15 protein-coding genes and 1 tRNA gene are annotated in these 16,001 nt (G+C 72.3%); 13 read left to right on the top strand and 3 right to left on the bottom strand.

Annotated features, from left to right (window positions below):
- Positions 1–9: 9 nt before the first annotated feature.
- Complete coding sequence (locus tag ACIQ9P_RS11655) at positions 10–1,596, bottom strand: helicase HerA-like domain-containing protein (protein ID WP_402353482.1); 1,587 nt, start codon at positions 1,594–1,596, stop codon at positions 10–12.
- Positions 1,597–1,776: 180 nt separating this feature from the next.
- Here ACIQ9P_RS11655 and ACIQ9P_RS11650 point away from each other — a divergent pair, with 180 nt between their 5' ends.
- Together ACIQ9P_RS11650 and ACIQ9P_RS11645 are read left to right on the top strand one after the other, a co-directional pair.
- Positions 1,777–2,073, top strand: coding sequence for a type II toxin-antitoxin system VapB family antitoxin (locus tag ACIQ9P_RS11650; RefSeq protein ID WP_030061387.1), 297 nt, complete (start codon positions 1,777–1,779; stop codon positions 2,071–2,073).
- A gap of 260 nt (positions 2,074–2,333) precedes the next feature.
- The gene (locus ACIQ9P_RS11645; protein WP_402353479.1) at positions 2,334–2,984 is read left to right on the top strand and encodes a LytR C-terminal domain-containing protein; all 651 of its coding nucleotides are present in this window, start codon (positions 2,334–2,336) and stop codon (positions 2,982–2,984) included.
- A gap of 124 nt (positions 2,985–3,108) precedes the next feature.
- Here ACIQ9P_RS11645 and upp read toward each other — a convergent pair whose 3' ends face one another.
- The gene (gene upp / locus ACIQ9P_RS11640) at positions 3,109–3,744 is read right to left on the bottom strand and encodes a uracil phosphoribosyltransferase (protein WP_030392574.1); all 636 of its coding nucleotides are present in this window, start codon (positions 3,742–3,744) and stop codon (positions 3,109–3,111) included.
- Between the two features lie 173 nt (positions 3,745–3,917).
- Between upp and ACIQ9P_RS11635 the strand changes: the two genes are divergently transcribed.
- The 8 genes from ACIQ9P_RS11635 (at position 3,918) to ACIQ9P_RS11600 (ending at position 9,007) form a co-directional block, all read left to right on the top strand.
- Positions 3,918–4,154 carry a hypothetical protein gene (locus ACIQ9P_RS11635; protein WP_402353476.1) on the top strand — a complete coding sequence of 79 codons (237 nt, stop codon included), beginning with the start codon at positions 3,918–3,920 and terminating at the stop codon, positions 4,152–4,154.
- A gap of 289 nt (positions 4,155–4,443) precedes the next feature.
- A complete protein-coding gene (locus ACIQ9P_RS11630; protein WP_402353473.1) occupies positions 4,444–4,944 on the top strand; it encodes a hypothetical protein in 501 nt (166 codons plus the stop codon).
- A gap of 57 nt (positions 4,945–5,001) precedes the next feature.
- The gene (gene tadA / locus ACIQ9P_RS11625) at positions 5,002–5,511 is read left to right on the top strand and encodes a tRNA adenosine(34) deaminase TadA (protein ID WP_402353470.1); all 510 of its coding nucleotides are present in this window, start codon (positions 5,002–5,004) and stop codon (positions 5,509–5,511) included.
- 68 nt (positions 5,512–5,579) lie between these two features.
- A tRNA-Ser gene (locus tag ACIQ9P_RS11620) sits at positions 5,580–5,669 on the top strand.
- A gap of 498 nt (positions 5,670–6,167) precedes the next feature.
- Complete coding sequence (locus ACIQ9P_RS11615) at positions 6,168–6,332, top strand: hypothetical protein (RefSeq protein WP_402353467.1); 165 nt, start codon at positions 6,168–6,170, stop codon at positions 6,330–6,332.
- A gap of 60 nt (positions 6,333–6,392) precedes the next feature.
- On the top strand, positions 6,393–6,686 hold the full coding sequence (locus tag ACIQ9P_RS11610) for a Dabb family protein (protein WP_402353465.1): 294 nt from the start codon (positions 6,393–6,395) through the stop codon (positions 6,684–6,686).
- A gap of 331 nt (positions 6,687–7,017) precedes the next feature.
- Positions 7,018–7,887 carry an RNA polymerase sigma factor SigF gene (locus ACIQ9P_RS11605; protein ID WP_402353462.1) on the top strand — a complete coding sequence of 290 codons (870 nt, stop codon included), beginning with the start codon at positions 7,018–7,020 and terminating at the stop codon, positions 7,885–7,887.
- A 175-nt stretch (positions 7,888–8,062) separates the two neighbouring features.
- On the top strand, positions 8,063–9,007 hold the full coding sequence (locus ACIQ9P_RS11600; RefSeq protein ID WP_402353459.1) for an RNA polymerase sigma factor SigF: 945 nt from the start codon (positions 8,063–8,065) through the stop codon (positions 9,005–9,007).
- An 87-nt stretch (positions 9,008–9,094) separates the two neighbouring features.
- On the opposite strand, the gene ACIQ9P_RS11595 is transcribed toward ACIQ9P_RS11600, so the two are convergent.
- On the bottom strand, positions 9,095–10,000 hold the full coding sequence (locus ACIQ9P_RS11595; protein WP_402353456.1) for a tyrosine-protein phosphatase: 906 nt from the start codon (positions 9,998–10,000) through the stop codon (positions 9,095–9,097).
- Positions 10,001–10,413: 413 nt separating this feature from the next.
- Here ACIQ9P_RS11595 and ACIQ9P_RS11590 point away from each other — a divergent pair, with 413 nt between their 5' ends.
- From ACIQ9P_RS11590 to ACIQ9P_RS11580, 3 genes are all read left to right on the top strand, one after another.
- Positions 10,414–12,798, top strand: a complete 2,385-nt coding sequence (locus ACIQ9P_RS11590) for a hypothetical protein (protein ID WP_402353453.1) — start codon at positions 10,414–10,416, stop codon at positions 12,796–12,798.
- Between the two features lie 104 nt (positions 12,799–12,902).
- A complete protein-coding gene (gene pelF, locus ACIQ9P_RS11585) occupies positions 12,903–14,411 on the top strand; it encodes a GT4 family glycosyltransferase PelF (RefSeq protein WP_402353450.1) in 1,509 nt (502 codons plus the stop codon).
- The gene (locus ACIQ9P_RS11580) at positions 14,408–15,922 is read left to right on the top strand and encodes a hypothetical protein (protein ID WP_402353447.1); all 1,515 of its coding nucleotides are present in this window, start codon (positions 14,408–14,410) and stop codon (positions 15,920–15,922) included. The genes pelF and ACIQ9P_RS11580 overlap by 4 nt, the downstream gene beginning before the upstream one ends.
- Positions 15,923–16,001 lie beyond the last annotated feature (79 nt).

The following is a 16,001-nucleotide window of genomic DNA, read 5'->3' as shown; positions in this document are numbered from 1 at the left end:
GGCACCGGGTCACCGCCGCCGTCGGGAGGTGCCGAACAGGCTCCGGGAGATCTCCCGCCCGAGCTGCGTCCCCGCGGACCGGGCGAAGGACTTGAGCACCGGGTTGCTCATCAGCGCCCCGAGCAGCCCACCGCCCTCCTGCTCCCGCTCCTGGGCCCGCCCCGGCGCCCGCTCCCGCACCGGCTCCCCGCCGTCCGTGGGCGCCGGAGCCGGGTCCGGCACCGGCTCCGCCTCCGGCCGGGCCGCCCGCGCCGCCAGCTTCTCGTACGCCGACTCCCGGTCGATCGCGTCCCGGTACTTCCCGACCAGCGCCGACCCGTCCACCGCGGCCTGCAACGCCGCCGGCCCGATCGGCCCCATCAGCGACTGCGGCGCCCGCAGCCTGGTCGCCGCCACCGGCGTCGGCGCGCCCTTCTCGGACAGCACCGTGACCACCGCCTCGCCGGTCCCGAGCGAGGTCAGCACCTCCCCCAGGTCGTAGGCGGTCGACTTCGGGAAGGTCGAGACGGTCGCCTTCAGCGCCTTGGCGTCGTCCGGGGTGAACGCCCGCAGCGCGTGCTGCACCCGGTTGCCCAGCTGCGCCAGCACGTCGGCCGGCACGTCCTTCGGCGTCTGGGTGACGAAGAAGATGCCGACGCCCTTCGAACGGATCAGCCGGACGGTCTGGGTGATCGCCTCCAGGAAGGCTCTGGAGGCGCCCTTGAACAGCAGGTGCGCCTCGTCGAAGAAGAACACCAGCTTCGGCCGGTCGAGGTCCCCGACCTCCGGCAGCTCCTGGTAGAGGTCGGCGAGCAGCCACATCAGGAAGGTCGAGAACAGCCGCGGCCGGTCCTGCACCGCCGGCAGCTCCAGCACCGAGACCACGCCCGCGCCCCCGTCCGCCGTCCGCAGCAGTTCGGCGGTGTCGAACTCGGGCTCGCCGAAGAACGCCCCCGCCCCCTCGTTCTCCAGCAGGGTGAGCGAGCGCAGGATCACCCCGGCGGTGGCGGCGGAGATGCCGCCGATGCCCTTCAGCTCCTCCTTGCCCTCGGGCGAGGTGAGGAAGGTGATGACCGCCGTGAGGTCCTTGAGGTCGTACAGCTCCAGACCGTTGCGGTCGGCGTAGTGGAAGACCAGGCCGAGCGAGGACTCCTGGGTCTCGTTCAGGTCCAGCACCTTGGCCAGCAGCAGCGGACCGAAACTGGTCACGGTCGCCCGGAGCGGAATGCCGGTGCCCAGGCCGCCGAGCGCGTAGAACTCGGCCGGGCAGCCGCGCGGCTGCCAGTCCTGGCCCACCTCGGCGGCGCGGGCGGCGGTCCGCTCCCCCGGTTCGCCGGGCGCGGCCACCCCGGAGACGTCGCCCTTGATGTCGGCGAGGAACACCGGCACGCCCTGGGCGGAGAGCTGCTCGGCGATCAGCTGGAGGGTCTTGGTCTTGCCGGTGCCGGTGGCCCCCGCCACCAGCCCGTGCCGGTTGAGCACCGCGAGCGGCAGCCGCACCGGGGCCCCGGCGTACGCGGTGCCGTCCAGCAGCACCGCGCCGAGGTCCAGCACGGGCCCGGTGAAGGCGTACCCGTCGGCGATCTCCCGGACGGCGGACGGAACGGGATCGGACATCGGGCACCCTCCCGGGCGGTGCGGCGGCCCCGCGGGCCGCAGGAACGGGATTCGATCCCTGGGGATCTACACGACATTTCCCATGAAACAGCCGCAATCCTCCGCCCGCAGCTCGCACCGGTGCGCGTGGCGACGCCACGGCTGCTGGGCCATCCGCCGCCCAAACGGTAGGCTTTCCGTGTGATCTTCAAGCGCATCGGCAATGGTCGGCCGTACCCGGATCACGGCCGTACCAGCACCCGCCAGTGGGCGGACGTCGCCCCGCGCCCGGTGCGACTCGACCAGTTGGTGACCACCAAGGGACAACTGGACCTGGAGACCCTCCTGGCGGAGGACTCCACCTTCTACGGGGACCTCTTCGCGCATGTCGTGAAGTGGCACGGCGACCTGTACCTGGAGGACGGACTTCACCGGGCCGTCCGCGCCGCGCTCCAGCAGCGCCAGGTGCTGCACGCCCGTGTCCTCGAAATGGAATGACCACCGGGCCGGTCCACCCGGCCGCACGTGTCGGACCGCCCCCCGGTCAGTACCGGGGGGCGGTCCGTTCGTCCCCGGGTGCCGCCATTCGGGTCTCGGAGTACTCCGGATGATGATCGTTTAGTACCTTCACCGCTGTACGGCACTAATCTGCTGACTACGGCCGCGATCGCCTTCCCGCGACGCCGTGCCCACCGTCACCCGATCCCCGCCCCGGCACGAGGGGGAGACAAACCGTGAGCATGTTGACTCCCCAAGGTTTGAAGGGGAAGCAGTACCGGATCACCGGCAACGCGTATCCGCGGCTGGGCCGTCCACCGAAGAAGAGCCGCAAGGTCTTCGCCCTGCTCGGCGCGCTGCTCGCACTGGCGCTGATCGGACTCGGCGGCGTCCAGCTCTGGGACATCTTCAGCGGCAAGGGCAAGAACGCCTCCGCCCAGGCTTGCGCCGGACCCTCCGGCAAACCGCTGGCCGCCCCGACCCCGGAGGCGCCGACCGTCCCCGGCTCGGCCACCGCCCCGATCGATCCCGCGGCGGTCCCGCAGCCCGCGGCCGTCACCGTGAACGTCTACAACGCGACCGCCAAGGCGGGCCTGGCGGCCCGCACCGCCGAGGAGCTGAAGAAGCGCGGCTTCACCATCGGCAAGGTCGGCAACGCCCCGGCGGAGCTGGACAAGAAGGTGCCCGGCACCGCCCAGGTGGTCGCCGGCCCGACCGGCGCCGGAGCGGCCACCCTGGTCGGCTCGGTGATCGCCGGTGCCACCAGCACCGCCGACGCCCGGACCGACGGCACCGTGGACTTCGTCATCGGCGACAGCTACAACACGCTGCTCGACGACACCCAGGCCGCCGCCGCGCTGGCCCTGGCCACCCGGCCGGTCCCCGCCCCGAGCAGCACCGGCAGCTGCTGAGCCGCACGGGGGCGAGCCCCGGACACGCGGACGCGACGGAGCCCCCCGGTTCACCACCGGGGGGCTCCGTCGCGTCCGCGTGTCGGGACGGGTTCCGGACGGCGCCGGAGGAGTGCGGAGGGGCTCAGCCCGCCGTGCCGTACAGGCGGTCGCCCGCGTCGCCGAGGCCCGGCACGATGTAGCCGTTCTCGTTCAGCCGCTCGTCGACGGCCGCGGTCACCACGGTGACCGGCAGGCCGGACAACTCGCGCTCCATCACCGCGACGCCCTCCGGGGCGGCCAGCAGCACGACGGCGGTGACATCGGTCGCGCCGCGCTCGATCAGCATCCGGATCGCCGCGACCAGGGTGCCGCCGGTGGCCAGCATCGGGTCCAGCACGTACACCTGGCGGCCGGACAGGTCGTCCGGCATCCGGGTGGCGTACGTGGAGGCTTCCAGGGTCTCCTCGTTGCGCACCATGCCCAGGAACCCGACCTCGGCGGTCGGCAGCAGCCGGGTCATGCCGTCCAGCATGCCGAGGCCGGCCCGCAGGATCGGCACCACCAGCGGGCGCGGGTAGGACAGCCGGGTACCGGTGGTGACGGCCACCGGGGTGGTGATCTCCACCTCCTCGGTGCGGACGTCCCGGGTGGCCTCGTACGCGAGGAGGGTCACCAGCTCGTCGGTCAGACGACGGAAGGTCGGCGAGTCGGTGCGCTCGTCGCGCAGGGTGGAGAGCTTGTGGGCGACCAGGGGGTGGTCGACGACGTGGATCCGCATGCGTCGAGGTTAGCCCGCGCCCGGACGCCCGTACGACACGCCGTGCCAGGCGGCGCCGCGCGCCGCGCCGTCCGGTGCTCACTCTGCCGTGACGCGCGGTGACGCACCGCGAATGTCCGGACGGAACGGCCTCCTGTGGTATCAACCCGGCCGATCTGGGAAAGTCAGGTCCTATGACGAGCAACCCGAACCCCGGGAACGGCTCGGCGGACGAGGCCCCGACCTCGTCGGGCGGCCTCTCGGGCCCGCCCCCGGACCGCCCGGAGACCGAGGCGGAGCGCCGCAGGCGCCGCACTGTCTTCCTGCGCGAGCTCACCGAGGCGCGCGAACTGCGCGAGCGGGTCCAACCCCGCCGCACCAAGGAACGCCGGATGCGCGAAGCGATGCGGATGCGAACCTTCCGGATCTGACGGGCCCTCCACAGGTTCTCCACAGTCCCGCTGCCACCCGGTCGCCGTACACCGTCCGGCGGCCAACCCTTCCGACACGACCTGCAAAGACGCGCTGCAGAACACCCCCCGCAGAGCCTGGCTTTCTGTCACGATTCCGATGGGACGGTCCGAACAGCGGACCGCCTCTGGCGCGGGGGCGGCCAGTTCCGCGTCGCCCGAGCGCGCCGACAGCCGAGACGAGATCTTGGGAGTGTCCCTGGTGGCGTACTTCGCTGCAGTGCTTGCTCGCACCGAGGACGGGTGGGATGTGGGCGAGACGGAACTCGACGACGTCGAAACCCTCGCCGACCTGGCCGAACTGGCCCGCGAGGCGGCCCAGGACGACGACAGCGTCCTGGTCTTCATCGAACAGGAGGACGCCTGGTTCGCCATCGTCCGGGTGGACGGCGAGGAGGACCCGCGGATCTTCGTGTCGGACGGCGCCGCCGCCGCCCGCAGCTCCTACGGCTCGGTACTCACCGACGAACTGGTGGACCAGGCCGGTGAGAGCGAGTTCGGCGACCTCGACAACCTGGTCGCCGAGCTGGAGGAGGAGGCCGAGGCCGCCGAGCAGAACGACGACGAGGACGGCGAGGGCCACGGCGGGGTCCCGGTCGGCCCGCTCGGCGACGCCCATCTGCTGACCGAGTTCGGACTCGCCGCGGACGCCCTGCTGTCCCTCAGCGGCGAGGGCGCGGTGCCCGGTGACGCCCTGGAGGAGATCGCCGAGGCGCTCGGCTGCGGCGAGGTCCTGGAGGCCGTCCGATAACACCCCGTGTCCACCACCCGGACCGCCCGGCCCGCACCGTGCCGGACACTGGATGCCATGCAGTCCGCCCTCCCGATCCCGCCGTTGCCCGCCCCCGTCCGCCCCGACCCGGTCCGCGACCGCTGGGCGGCGCCGATGCGTCTCGCCATCGCCGAGGCCGCCCTGGCGCCGGCCGCCGGGGACGTCCCGGTCGGGGCCCTCGTCCTCGGCCCGGACGGCGAGATCCTCGGCCGGGGCCACAACGTGCGCGAGGCCGTCGGCGACCCGACCGGCCACGCCGAGGTGGTGGCGGTCCGCGAGGCCGCGCGCAGGGTCGGCGAATGGCGGCTGAGCGGCTGCACCCTCGTCGTCACCCTGGAGCCCTGCACCATGTGCGCGGGCGCGATCGTGCTCTCCCGGATCGACCGCGTGGTCTACGGCGCCCTCGACGAGAAGGCCGGCGCGGCCGGCTCGCTCTTCGACGTGATGCGCGACCGGCGGCTCAACCACCGCCCCGAGGTGATCCCGGGCGTCCTCGCCGACGAATGCGGCGAGCAGCTCCGCGCCTTCTTCGACACCCACCGCTGATCCACCGGCGCCGACGGCCCCCGATACGGATTTCGTCCCCGCGCCACCCGTCCGGTAGAGTTCCCCTCGGTAGCGTGTCCGAGCGGCCAAAGGAGCACGCCTCGAAAGCGTGTGTGGGGGCAACTTCACCGTGGGTTCGAATCCCACCGCTACCGCCAGCAAGACCGAGGGCTCGTCCGGTTGAACCGGACGGGCCCTCGGCGTTTCCGCGCGCCGGGGGCGAGCGGGGCGCCCTCCGACCGGCGCGGACCCGGCCCCGGGCATGAAAAAGGGCTCCGTACCCGTCGGCCGATGACCACCAACGCCTGTCGAGTACGGAGCCTGGAAGGGGGGAGCGGCTCGGGGGGACTGACCGCTCCCCCGGCGGGGTCCCACAACCGGGAGCCGCGTCGGGGGGAAGTCGCAGCGCCCGGTCCCACAGCGGGGGCCCCGGATCCACGTACCGGTGATTCCTGCCAGATCCTCGGTACATCACCCATCCTGCCGTCCGCGACCGGCCCCGGCACCCGGAGAAAGGCCCCTGTCGCGGGGACCTTCGTCCCGCCGGGTGAACGCGTCGCTCACTTGATAGACCGTCCGGGTGGATAAGCTGCCCGTTGCACGGGCCGCTCGGGGACCGGAGGACGGCGGCCCACAGCAGGGAGGAAGGTCACCGGATGGCGCAGGCGAAGAAGATCGGAATGGTCCTCCTGCTCATCTTCGTGCTCTACACGATCATCACCTCGCCGGCCCGCTCGGCCGAGCTGGTGCAGTTGGGCTTCGAAGGCATCTCCAACGCCGCCAAGGCGATCGGGACGTTCATGACCGGCCTGGTGAAGTAGGCCGGGCCCCACCGGCTACGGTGGGCCCGACATCCGACCCCGTCCGCGAGGAGCGGCACCGTGATCCGCCACCTGGTCCTGTTCAAGCTCAACGAAGGCATCGGCAAGGACGACGAGCGCGCGCTCGCCGGCGCCCGGGCCTTCGCCGAGCTCGGCCCGGTCGTCCCCGAGCTGCGCGAGTGGGAGTGCGGCTGGAACACCACCGACCGTGACATCGCCCACGACTACGCCATCAACAGCCTGGTCGAGGACCGCGAGGCCCTCCAGGCGTACCTCACCCACCCGGCCCACCAGGCCGCGGCCGCCCAGTGGCGCGAGTTCGCCACCTGGGTGATCGCCGACATCGAGGTCTGACCCCGGCGGCCCGTCCGGCGGACGCCCCGGCCCCGGCCGGCGCGTCCCCCGGACGGCCCGCGGCGCCCCGCCCGACACCCGGGCGGGGCGCCTTGCTCTGTCCCGGAACGATCTCCGCCTACGCCCCGCCGAGCCCCCGCTGATCCCCCGCCGAGCCCCCGGCGGGACCGGTCGGCGCCGGGCGCCGCATCAACACACCTCCGCGCGGTACTTGCCCGACATGCGCCCGCCTTGTGATGCTATGACCGGTTTTGCCGGACATGGCGAGGTGGTGAGCGAGACGGGACCCTCGGCCGCAGGTCCCACCGTTGTCGACATTGGGAGGGGTGACGTGTCCGTGCGGACACCAGGGAGCGCACCGGACGACGAGGTGCTCGCCACCGTGATCGGCCCGGCCGGCGAGCTCCGCCCGGACGGCCTGCGCGGCCCCGGCGGGCGTCCCGCCGTCGACATCCGGACCCTCACCCGGGTGCTGTTCGAGCGGCTCGCCGAACTGCCCCCCGACGCCCCGGAGCGGGAACGCGTCCGGGCGGCGCTGATCGAGGCGAACATCCCGCTGGTCCGGTACGCCGCCACCCGCTTCCGCAGCCGCAGCGAGCCGATGGAGGACGTCGTCCAGGTCGGCACGATCGGCCTGATCAACGCCATCGACCGGTTCGACCCCGGCCGCGGCGTGCAGTTCCCCACCTACGCGCTGCCGACCATCCTCGGCGAGATCAAGCGCTACTTCCGCGACAACGTCCGCACCATGCACGTTCCGCGCCGGCTCCAGGAACTCTGGGTCCAGGTCAGCGGGGCCATGGAGGAGCTCACCGTGGTCCACGGCCGGACTCCCAAGGTGCCGGAGATCGCCGCCAGCCTGCGCATCCCCGAGGAGGACGTCCGGGCCTGCCTGGACGCCGGGCGGGCCTACAACGCGGCCTCCCTGGAGGCCGCCCAGGAGCACGAGGGCGGCCTGGCCCTGCTCGACCGGCTCGGCTACGAGGACTCCGCGCTGGCCGAGGTCGAGCACCGGGACATGGTCCGCCACCTGCTGGTGCAGCTGCCCGAGCGGGAGCGACGGATCGTCATGCTGCGCTTCTTCGCCAACCTGACCCAGTCGCAGATCAGCACCGAGCTGGGGATGTCCCAGATGCACGTCTCCCGGCTGCTGTCCCGGATCCTGACCAGGCTCAGGACCGGCAACTCCTGGGACGACTGACCGGTCCGCCGCGTCACGGCCCGACGACGCGGCGTCACCGCCGCGTGACATCTTGCGACGTTCGGGTTTGCCGGGGAGCGTGAGCCGGTATGCAGGGGGGAAGAGGGCCGGCCGGGAGACGGGAACGTTCCCCCGGCGGCACCCGTTGGACCGTCAGTCACGAGGGGGTGGGTGCATGTCCGGAGACCTGGGCACTGCGGAGATCCACGCTGAAGCGGCCTCCGCCGCGCAGATCCCGCTCCAGCGGGCCGGGACAGCGCCGGACTCCGGAACGGCGCCGGACACCACGGCCGGCTCCGGGGCGGCACCGGACACCGGGCCCGGCGCCGGGGCCGGGCCGGCCACCGCGCCGGACGCCGCGCTCGACACCCGGACGCTCTCCCGTTCGCTGTTCCTGCGGCTGGGCGCCCTCGCCCCGGGCAGCGCGGAGCACACCTACGTCCGCGACACCCTCATCGAGCTCAATCTGCCGCTGGTCCGCTACGCCTCGGCGCGGTTCCGCAGCCGCAACGAGCCGATGGAGGACATCGTCCAGGTCGGCACGATCGGCCTGATCAAGGCGATCGACCGCTTCGACCCGGAGCGCGGGGTCGAGTTCCCGACCTTCGCGATGCCGACGGTGGTCGGCGAGATCAAGCGCTTCTTCCGCGACACCAGCTGGTCGGTGCGGGTGCCCCGGCGCCTCCAGGAACTGCGGCTGGCGCTCACCAAGGCCGGCGACGACCTCGCCCAGCGGCTCGACCGCTCCCCGACCGTCGCCGAGCTGGCCACCTGCCTCGGTGTCAGCGAGGAGGACGTGGTGGAGGGCCTGGCGGTCGGGAACGCCTACACCGCGAGCTCGCTCGACTCCAGCCCGAGCGACGAGGACGGCGAGGGCCCGCTGGCCGACCGGCTCGGCTACGAGGACCTCGCGCTGGAGGGCGTGGAGTACCGGGAGTCGCTCAAGCCGCTGCTGGCCAAGCTGCCGCCGCGCGAGCGCCGGATCATCATGCTGCGGTTCTTCGGCAATCTGACGCAGTCCCAGATCGGCGAGGAGATCGGCATCTCCCAGATGCACGTCTCCCGGCTGCTCACCAAGACCCTCACCCAGCTGCGCCAGGGACTGACCACCGAGGGGTGAGCCGGGCGGCCCGGGGCCCCGCCCCGGGCGCCGCAAGGCGCCTCCAAGCTCCCGAGCAACGCTCACGGGAACACCTGCGAAGCCACCCTACGATGCCGCCTGCGGAGCCGTCCGCGGAGCCGTCGCGCCCACCGGGGCCACCAGGTCCGACGGGGCCCCGGCGTCCAGCAGATTGGCCCGCAGGCCCGCCAGCACGCCCTGGTCCAGCCCGAGTCCGTCCGCCCAGAACGCGTCGAAGTCCGGCCAGCCGGCCGCGACCTCCTCGAAGGCCGCCTCCAGGTAGTGCCGCTCGGCCCGGAGGACCGGAAGCAGCAGCTCCGGCTCGCTCATCAGACCGCCGGCCCGCAGGCTCTCCAGGACGGTCCCGACCACGGCGGCGGAACGCTCGTTGGTGAGCAGATAATCCGTGAACACCGTTTCCCGGTCCACCCCCAGAGCGGTCAGCAGTACCGCCGCCGTCCACCCCGTCCGGTCCTTTCCGGCCGAGCAGTGGAACAGCACCGGCGCGGCACCCGGCTCGGCCAGCAGCCGCAGCACCCGGGCGAATTGTTCGCGGGCAATGGAATCGGTGACGAACCACCGGTAGAGGCCGGTCATCATGGCCCCGGCCCGGCCGTCCCCGAGCAGGGCGCGCTGCCCGGCCGGATCCGGATCGGCCAGCGCCGAGCGCAGTGTCGCGTGGATGTCGAAGTGCGCCGCGAAGACCGGCAGGTGATGCGAGGTCATACCGTCGGCCGTCCGGTCCGCCCCCGCGTCGCGGACCTCGTCGCCGCTGCGCAGGTCGACGATGCGGAGCGGGCCCAGCCCGGCCAGCCGCCCGAGGTCCTCGTCGGTCAGGCGGTGGAGCCCGTCGCTGCGCAGCGCGACGCCGGCCCGGAGCACCGTCCCCTCGGCCGTGCGGTAGCCGCCGAGGTCGCGGGCATTGACGGCGCCGAACAGGCCCAGGCTGCGGGCGGCCGGGATATCGGCGGCCCCGGTCGGCTGATCGGTCACGCTGCGACCCCCATTGGATATTCGGACGGTGACATGGCACAACCGTGAGCGATATTGCATGAACCTGCCCATCAAAACGGCAGGATGTGCGAGAGTGTCACGGGCAACGCGGCCAGTGTAGGGTCCGGTTCATCCACCTGGTCACACGATGGGTGATCAGCGGTAACGCTCGGTTCCAGGGTTTTAATTTTTAATTGATTATTTGCGCAGCCGGTACGGTTTCGGCCACAATCAGCGCGCTCATGGCCCGACCATGAACGTTGGTAACAGATTCGCTGCACTCCTGCCCATTCGGTCCCGCCAGGAACGCAAGTTCCACCAGGATGGGCGCCGGGCAGCCTGCTGCCCTCGAACAGCTACAGGGCAGGTGAACGCGAGCAGCGGAGCGCCCTGCCCAGGGGAGGAAAGACAACATGGGTCGAGCGACCCGAAGAGTTGCCGCCTGCGCGGCAGCCGTTCTGCTGGCCGGTGGCCTGCAGTCGTCCCTCGCGCACGCCGCCACCACCGCGCCCCGGATCGACCTCACCGTCCTGGTGATCAGTGACGGCGGTCCGGCCACAGCCGCCATCGCGGCCGAACTCAAGAGCCAGGGCACCCCGTACAAGCTCGTCGATCTCAACGACGCCGGGCGTCCGGTGATCGACGCGGCCTTCCTCAGCGACACGCTGAACGGCCAGCCGCGCGGCAAGTACCAGGGCATCGTCCTGCCCAACGACAACCCGTTCACGGCCGGCTCGGCCGAGATGGCCGCGATCGCCACCTACGAGGCGGCGTTCGGCGTCCGCCAGGTCGACGCGTACACCTACGCCCGCCCCGACGTCGGCCTGAACTGGGCCGTCAACCCCGGGTACATGGGCACCCTGGACGGCTTCCAGGGCCAGGTCACCACCACTGGCCTGGGCGGATCGTTCGGGTACCTCAAGGGCACCATACCCTTCGAGGACAACGACCCGGCCATCTCCGAGAGCTACGGCTACCTGTCCACCCCGCGGACCGACCTGCCGGCCGGTTCCACGTTCACGCCGCTGGTCGAGGTGCCGATCCCCGGCAGCACGGCCAAGGGCTCGCTGGTCGGCGAGTACGCGCACGACGGCCGCAAGGAACTCGTCGTCACCTTCGTCTACAACCAGTACCAGCAGCAGTACCGGCTGCTGGCCCGCGGCATCGTCGACTGGATCACCCAGGGCGTCCACCTCGGCTACGACCGCAACTACTTCGCGGCCCACGTCGACGACGTCTTCCTGGCCGACGACCGCTGGGACACGGTGCTGAAGTGCACCCCCGGTGACGTCACCTGCCCGCCCGGCACCCCGGAGACCGCCAATCCGATCCGGATGACGGTCGCCGACGCGCAGTACGCCAAGCAGTGGCAGACCGCCAACAACTTCACCATGGACATGGTGTTCAACGGCGGCGGCAGCGAGGACTGGAAGGCCGACCACGAGACGACCACCGACCCGGTGGTCGACCAGATGATCGCCGACCAGAGCAGCTACCGGTGGGTCAACCACACCTACACCCACCCGTACCTGGGCTGCCTCCAGGACGTCACGGTGGTCCCGTGGAAGTGCACCAAGAACGCCGCGGGCAGCACCGTCTGGGTCGACCAGGCCACCATCACCTCCCAGATCAAGAACAACCTGGACTGGGCGGCCGCGCGGGGCCTGCAGCTGGACAAGAGCGAGCTCGTCACCGGCGAGCACTCCGGTCTGCTGACCGCGCCGCAGGAGACCAGCGACAACCCGTACCTGGCCCCGTCGCTGGCCGCCAACGGGGTCAAGTGGACCGCCAGCGACGCCTCCCGCGAGTCCGCCCAGCGGGCCGTCGGCGCGGCGCTGACCGTTCCGCGCTACCCGATGAACGTCTTCTACAACGCCGCCACGGCGAAGGAGGAGACCGACGAGTACAACTGGATCTACACCAGTGTGGCCAACGGTGGCAGCGGCGTCTGTGAGAACAACGCCAACTCCACCTGCCTGCCCACCCCGCTCGACGTGAACACCGGCTACCAGTCGTACATCGTGCCGCTGGAGGCCCGGATCGACCTCGGCCACGTGCTGAACAACGACCCGCGGCCGCACTTCATCCACCAGTCGAACCTGTCCGAGGACCGGATCGTCTACCCGGTGCTGGAGAAGGTCCTCTCGACCTACCGCTCGCTGCACGCGGACAACACCCCGGTCGTGAACCTGGCGCAGAAGGACCTCGGTCTGGAGTTCCAGCGCCGCGCGGCCTGGAGCAACGCCGTCACCGCCGGCCAGGTCACCGCCTACCGCGTCGGCGACACGGTCCGGGTCACCGCCCCGTCGGGCGTCCAGGTCCAGGCCACCATGCCGACCGGCACGGTCCAGCAGCTCGCGATCGGCACCGCCGCGTTCGGCACCGCCTACGCGGGCTCGCTGTCCGGCTGGGTCAAGCCCGGCCAGCTGCAGAGCTCGGTCCAGCTGCAGCTCGCCTCGGCGGCCGTCCCGGCCGCTCCGGCCGGCACCAGCCCGTCGGTCGCGGCCAAGTCCGTCGTGGCCCCGGCGCCGGCCGACACCAAGGTCGTTCCGCAGGGCACCGCGGACGCCGTCCCGGCCGGTCCGGGCGACACCGACCGCACCGACGCGCCGACCCTCGTCCCCGGTAGTGGGGCCCCGGTGGCGGGCAAGAACGCCGCTGCTGGTACCACTGCTGGTAAGGCGACCGGTACCACCGGGAAGGCCGCCGGCAAGGGCGACACCGCACCGCACGGCAAGGTCTCCGGGGGGAAGACCGAAACCGTGAAGAAGAACGCCGGTACTCCCGGCACCCGCTAGACAGGTGAACCCGGTGGCGGGTCGGCTCCCCCGGCCCGCCACCGGCACCACCCACCGGCCGACACGGCCGGGCGCTTGAGGCAAGAACAGGAGGGGGGACAGAAATGCGCGTCACCCTGCTCACCGAGGGGACGTACCCGCACCAGCACGGCGGCGTGAGTGTCTGGTGCGACCAACTCGTACAGGGCATGCCGGACGTCGAGTTCGACATCGTCGCCGTCACCGGTACCGGCCACGAAGCACTGGCCTGGGAGCTTCCCGCCAACGTGCGGTCGGTCACCACGGCACCGCTGTGGGGCCCGGCCTCGGAGGCCAAGGCACCGCGCGGCAAGGAGATGCGCCGTTTCCTGAACGCCTACGAGCGCTTCCTGCACTCCATCCTGGACCCGGTCTACACCACCCACTTCGGCACCGAGCTGTACGGCTTCGCCGACCTCGCCCGGCGCGGGCTGCTCAGCCCGGCGCTGCGCAGCGAGCGCGCCCTGCGGACCCTCCAGCACGTGTGGACCCGCGACTACCTCTCCACCGCCGTCTCCCGGCCCACCATGCACGACGCGCTGAACGCCACCGACCTGCTGGAGCACGCCCTGCGTCCGCTCTCGGTCGAGCCGCCGCGCGACGGCGTGGCGCACGCCGCCAGCGGCGGCCTCGCCACGCTGCCGGGCCTGATCGCCTCGCAGCAGTACGGCGTACCGTTTCTGCTGACCGAGCACGGCATCTACCTGCGCGAGCGCTACCTCGGCTACCGCACCGGTCCGTACCGCTGGCCGGTCAAGGCACTGCTGCTCGGCTTCTACCGGATGCTGGCCGAGGAGAGCTACCGGCGGGCCGCGCTGGTCACCCCCGGCAACCGGTACAACCGGCGCTGGGAGGAGCGCGGCGGCACCCCCTCCACTCACATCCGCACCGTGTACAACGGCGTCGACCCGGCGGCCTTCCCGCCGGCCGGGCCCGAGCCGGAGACCCCGACGCTCAGCTGGGCCGGCCGGGTCGACCCGATCAAGGACCTGGAGACGCTGATACGCGCGTTCGCCATCGTGCGGCGCGAGATACCCGACGCCCGGCTGCGGCTGTTCGGTGGCACGCCCAAGGGCGGCGAGGCGTACCGCGAGAAGTGCGAGGCCCTCGCCGCCGAGCTCGGCACCGCGGACTCGGTGATCTTCGAGGGCCGGGTCGCGGACATCACCGACGCGTACGCGGCCGGGAACGTGGTGATGCTCTCCTCGATCAGCGAGGGCTTCCCGTTCACCCTGATCGAAGCGATGTCCTGCGGCCGCGCCACCGTCTCGACCGACGTCGGCGGTGTGCGCGAGGCGGTCGGTGACACCGGCCTGGTCGTCCCCCCGCGCGAGCCCGAGCCGATGGCAGCGGCCGCGATCGAGCTGCTGCGCGACGCGGAGCGCCGGGCCCGGCTCGGCGAGCAGGCCCGGCTGCGGGTGATCGACCAGTTCACGCTCCGCCAGAACATCGACGGCTTCCGCGGCATCTACACCGAGCTGCTGGGCACCGCCCGCTGGCTCCCCGAGGGCGTGGTCGCCGTCACCGACGGCCCGCCGGAGCCGGACTGGGAGCAGGACGCCGGTCTCTCCGAGCGCAGCGAGGTGACCGCGTGAGTGGTCCTCTCCGTCTTGTTCCCGACGAGGCGGTCGACGAGACCGTCCAGTTGCGGGTGCTGCCGCTCAAGCGACGCCGCCCGACCCTGCCGGAGCAGAGCCCGGCGGTGCCGGACCAGCTCCACCTCTCGGCCGACCCGCTGGACGAACTCGCCGACCGGCTGCGCGACATCTGCTCGGACGCGGTCCACCCCTACGAGATCGCGGCCATCCTGGAGTCCGACGGCCTGTCCGACGAGCAGGCGGCCCTGCTGTACGGTCGCCCCGACTCCTTCACCCTCGCCGAGGAGCTGTTCGAACGGGTCGAGCGCCGTTACCCCGGCCCGAGTGCCGAGTTCGCCAACCCGTGGCGGGCCGATCCGTGGCGGTGCGTCGTGCGCGGCCTGGTCTTCGCCCTGCCCGGCCTCGGCTACCTGCTCGGCGCCAACCTCTTCGCCGCCGACCGGATGCGCTTCGGACTGCCCTCGGGCATGCTCGCGCTGTCCGTCGCGACCCTGGTCAGCTGGTCCTGGAACCAGGCCCTGGCCCACCGCTCCTACGCCTGGCTGGGCCGGGGGCGGCGGCGGTCGGCCGCGACCTGTCTGGCGATCGGGGCGCCGCTCGGCGCGCTGACCGCCGCCGGCGCCGGCTACGTCGTCGGCGGACCACTGGGCGCGCTGTGCTTCGCCGCCGGGCAGTCCGGCTACCTCGCGGCGGCCACCGTGCTGCTGGTGCTCGGCCGGGAGAAGTTCCTGCTGCTGGCGCTGGCGCCGTCGGCCGTCGGAGCGGGGGTCGTGCTCGCCGTCGACGTGCCGCAGGTCGTCCGCACCGCGGTGCTGCTGGCCTCGCTCGGACTGGCGGTCTGGCTCGCCGCCCGGGAGCTGCTGCGCTGCCGACGCGGCGAGGCCGAGCCGGTCCCGCTGCGGCTGCCGCTGGCCAAGGAGCTCCCGCACCTGCTGTTCGGACTCGCGGTCGGCACCCTGACCCTGATCGCCGGACTCGGTGTCACCGTGCACCAGGCGGTGCGCACCGGCAGCGCCGAGGGCGTCTCGACCAGCCCGACGGGGCCGGCCATGATCGCCCTGACGCTGAGCCTCGGGCTCGCCGAGTGGCTGCTCTTCCGCTACCGGGCGATGGCCGTGGCCGCGCTGCGCACCAGTCACACCCCGGTCGAGTTCGCCCGCCGCACCGGCGGAGTGCTGCTCGGCTGCCTCTTCATCTACCTCACCACCGTGGCCGCCCTCGACGCCGCCGCCACCGTGCTCTGGCCCGGCGCCCCCGCGCTGGGCGTCCCGGAGCTCGGCGCGCTGCTGCTGCTGGGCGGCTCGCTCTGGCTGGCGCTGCTGCTGAACGCCTTCGGGCTCAGCTGGAGCACCGCCCTCATCTGTCTGGCAGCCGCGGGCGCCGAGTGCGCCGGACTGCTGACCGGTGCGGACCCCACCGTCCTGCAGCTGATCGGCTGCGGGGCCGCGGCGGCCGTCCTCACCGCCATCGCCGGGCCCGTGCTCGGCCGCACCACCAGGCACCGCTGACGCGGAGCCCGCTGAACCCGCACCGCTGAACAGGCACCGCCGCACAGCTGAACAGCGCACCACGGAACCAGTACCGACC

The sequence above is a fragment of the Kitasatospora sp. NPDC094019 genome, from assembly GCF_044764505.1.
Lineage (GTDB): Bacteria > Actinomycetota > Actinomycetes > Streptomycetales > Streptomycetaceae > Kitasatospora.
This window is presented reverse-complemented; position numbering and strand designations above follow the sequence as displayed.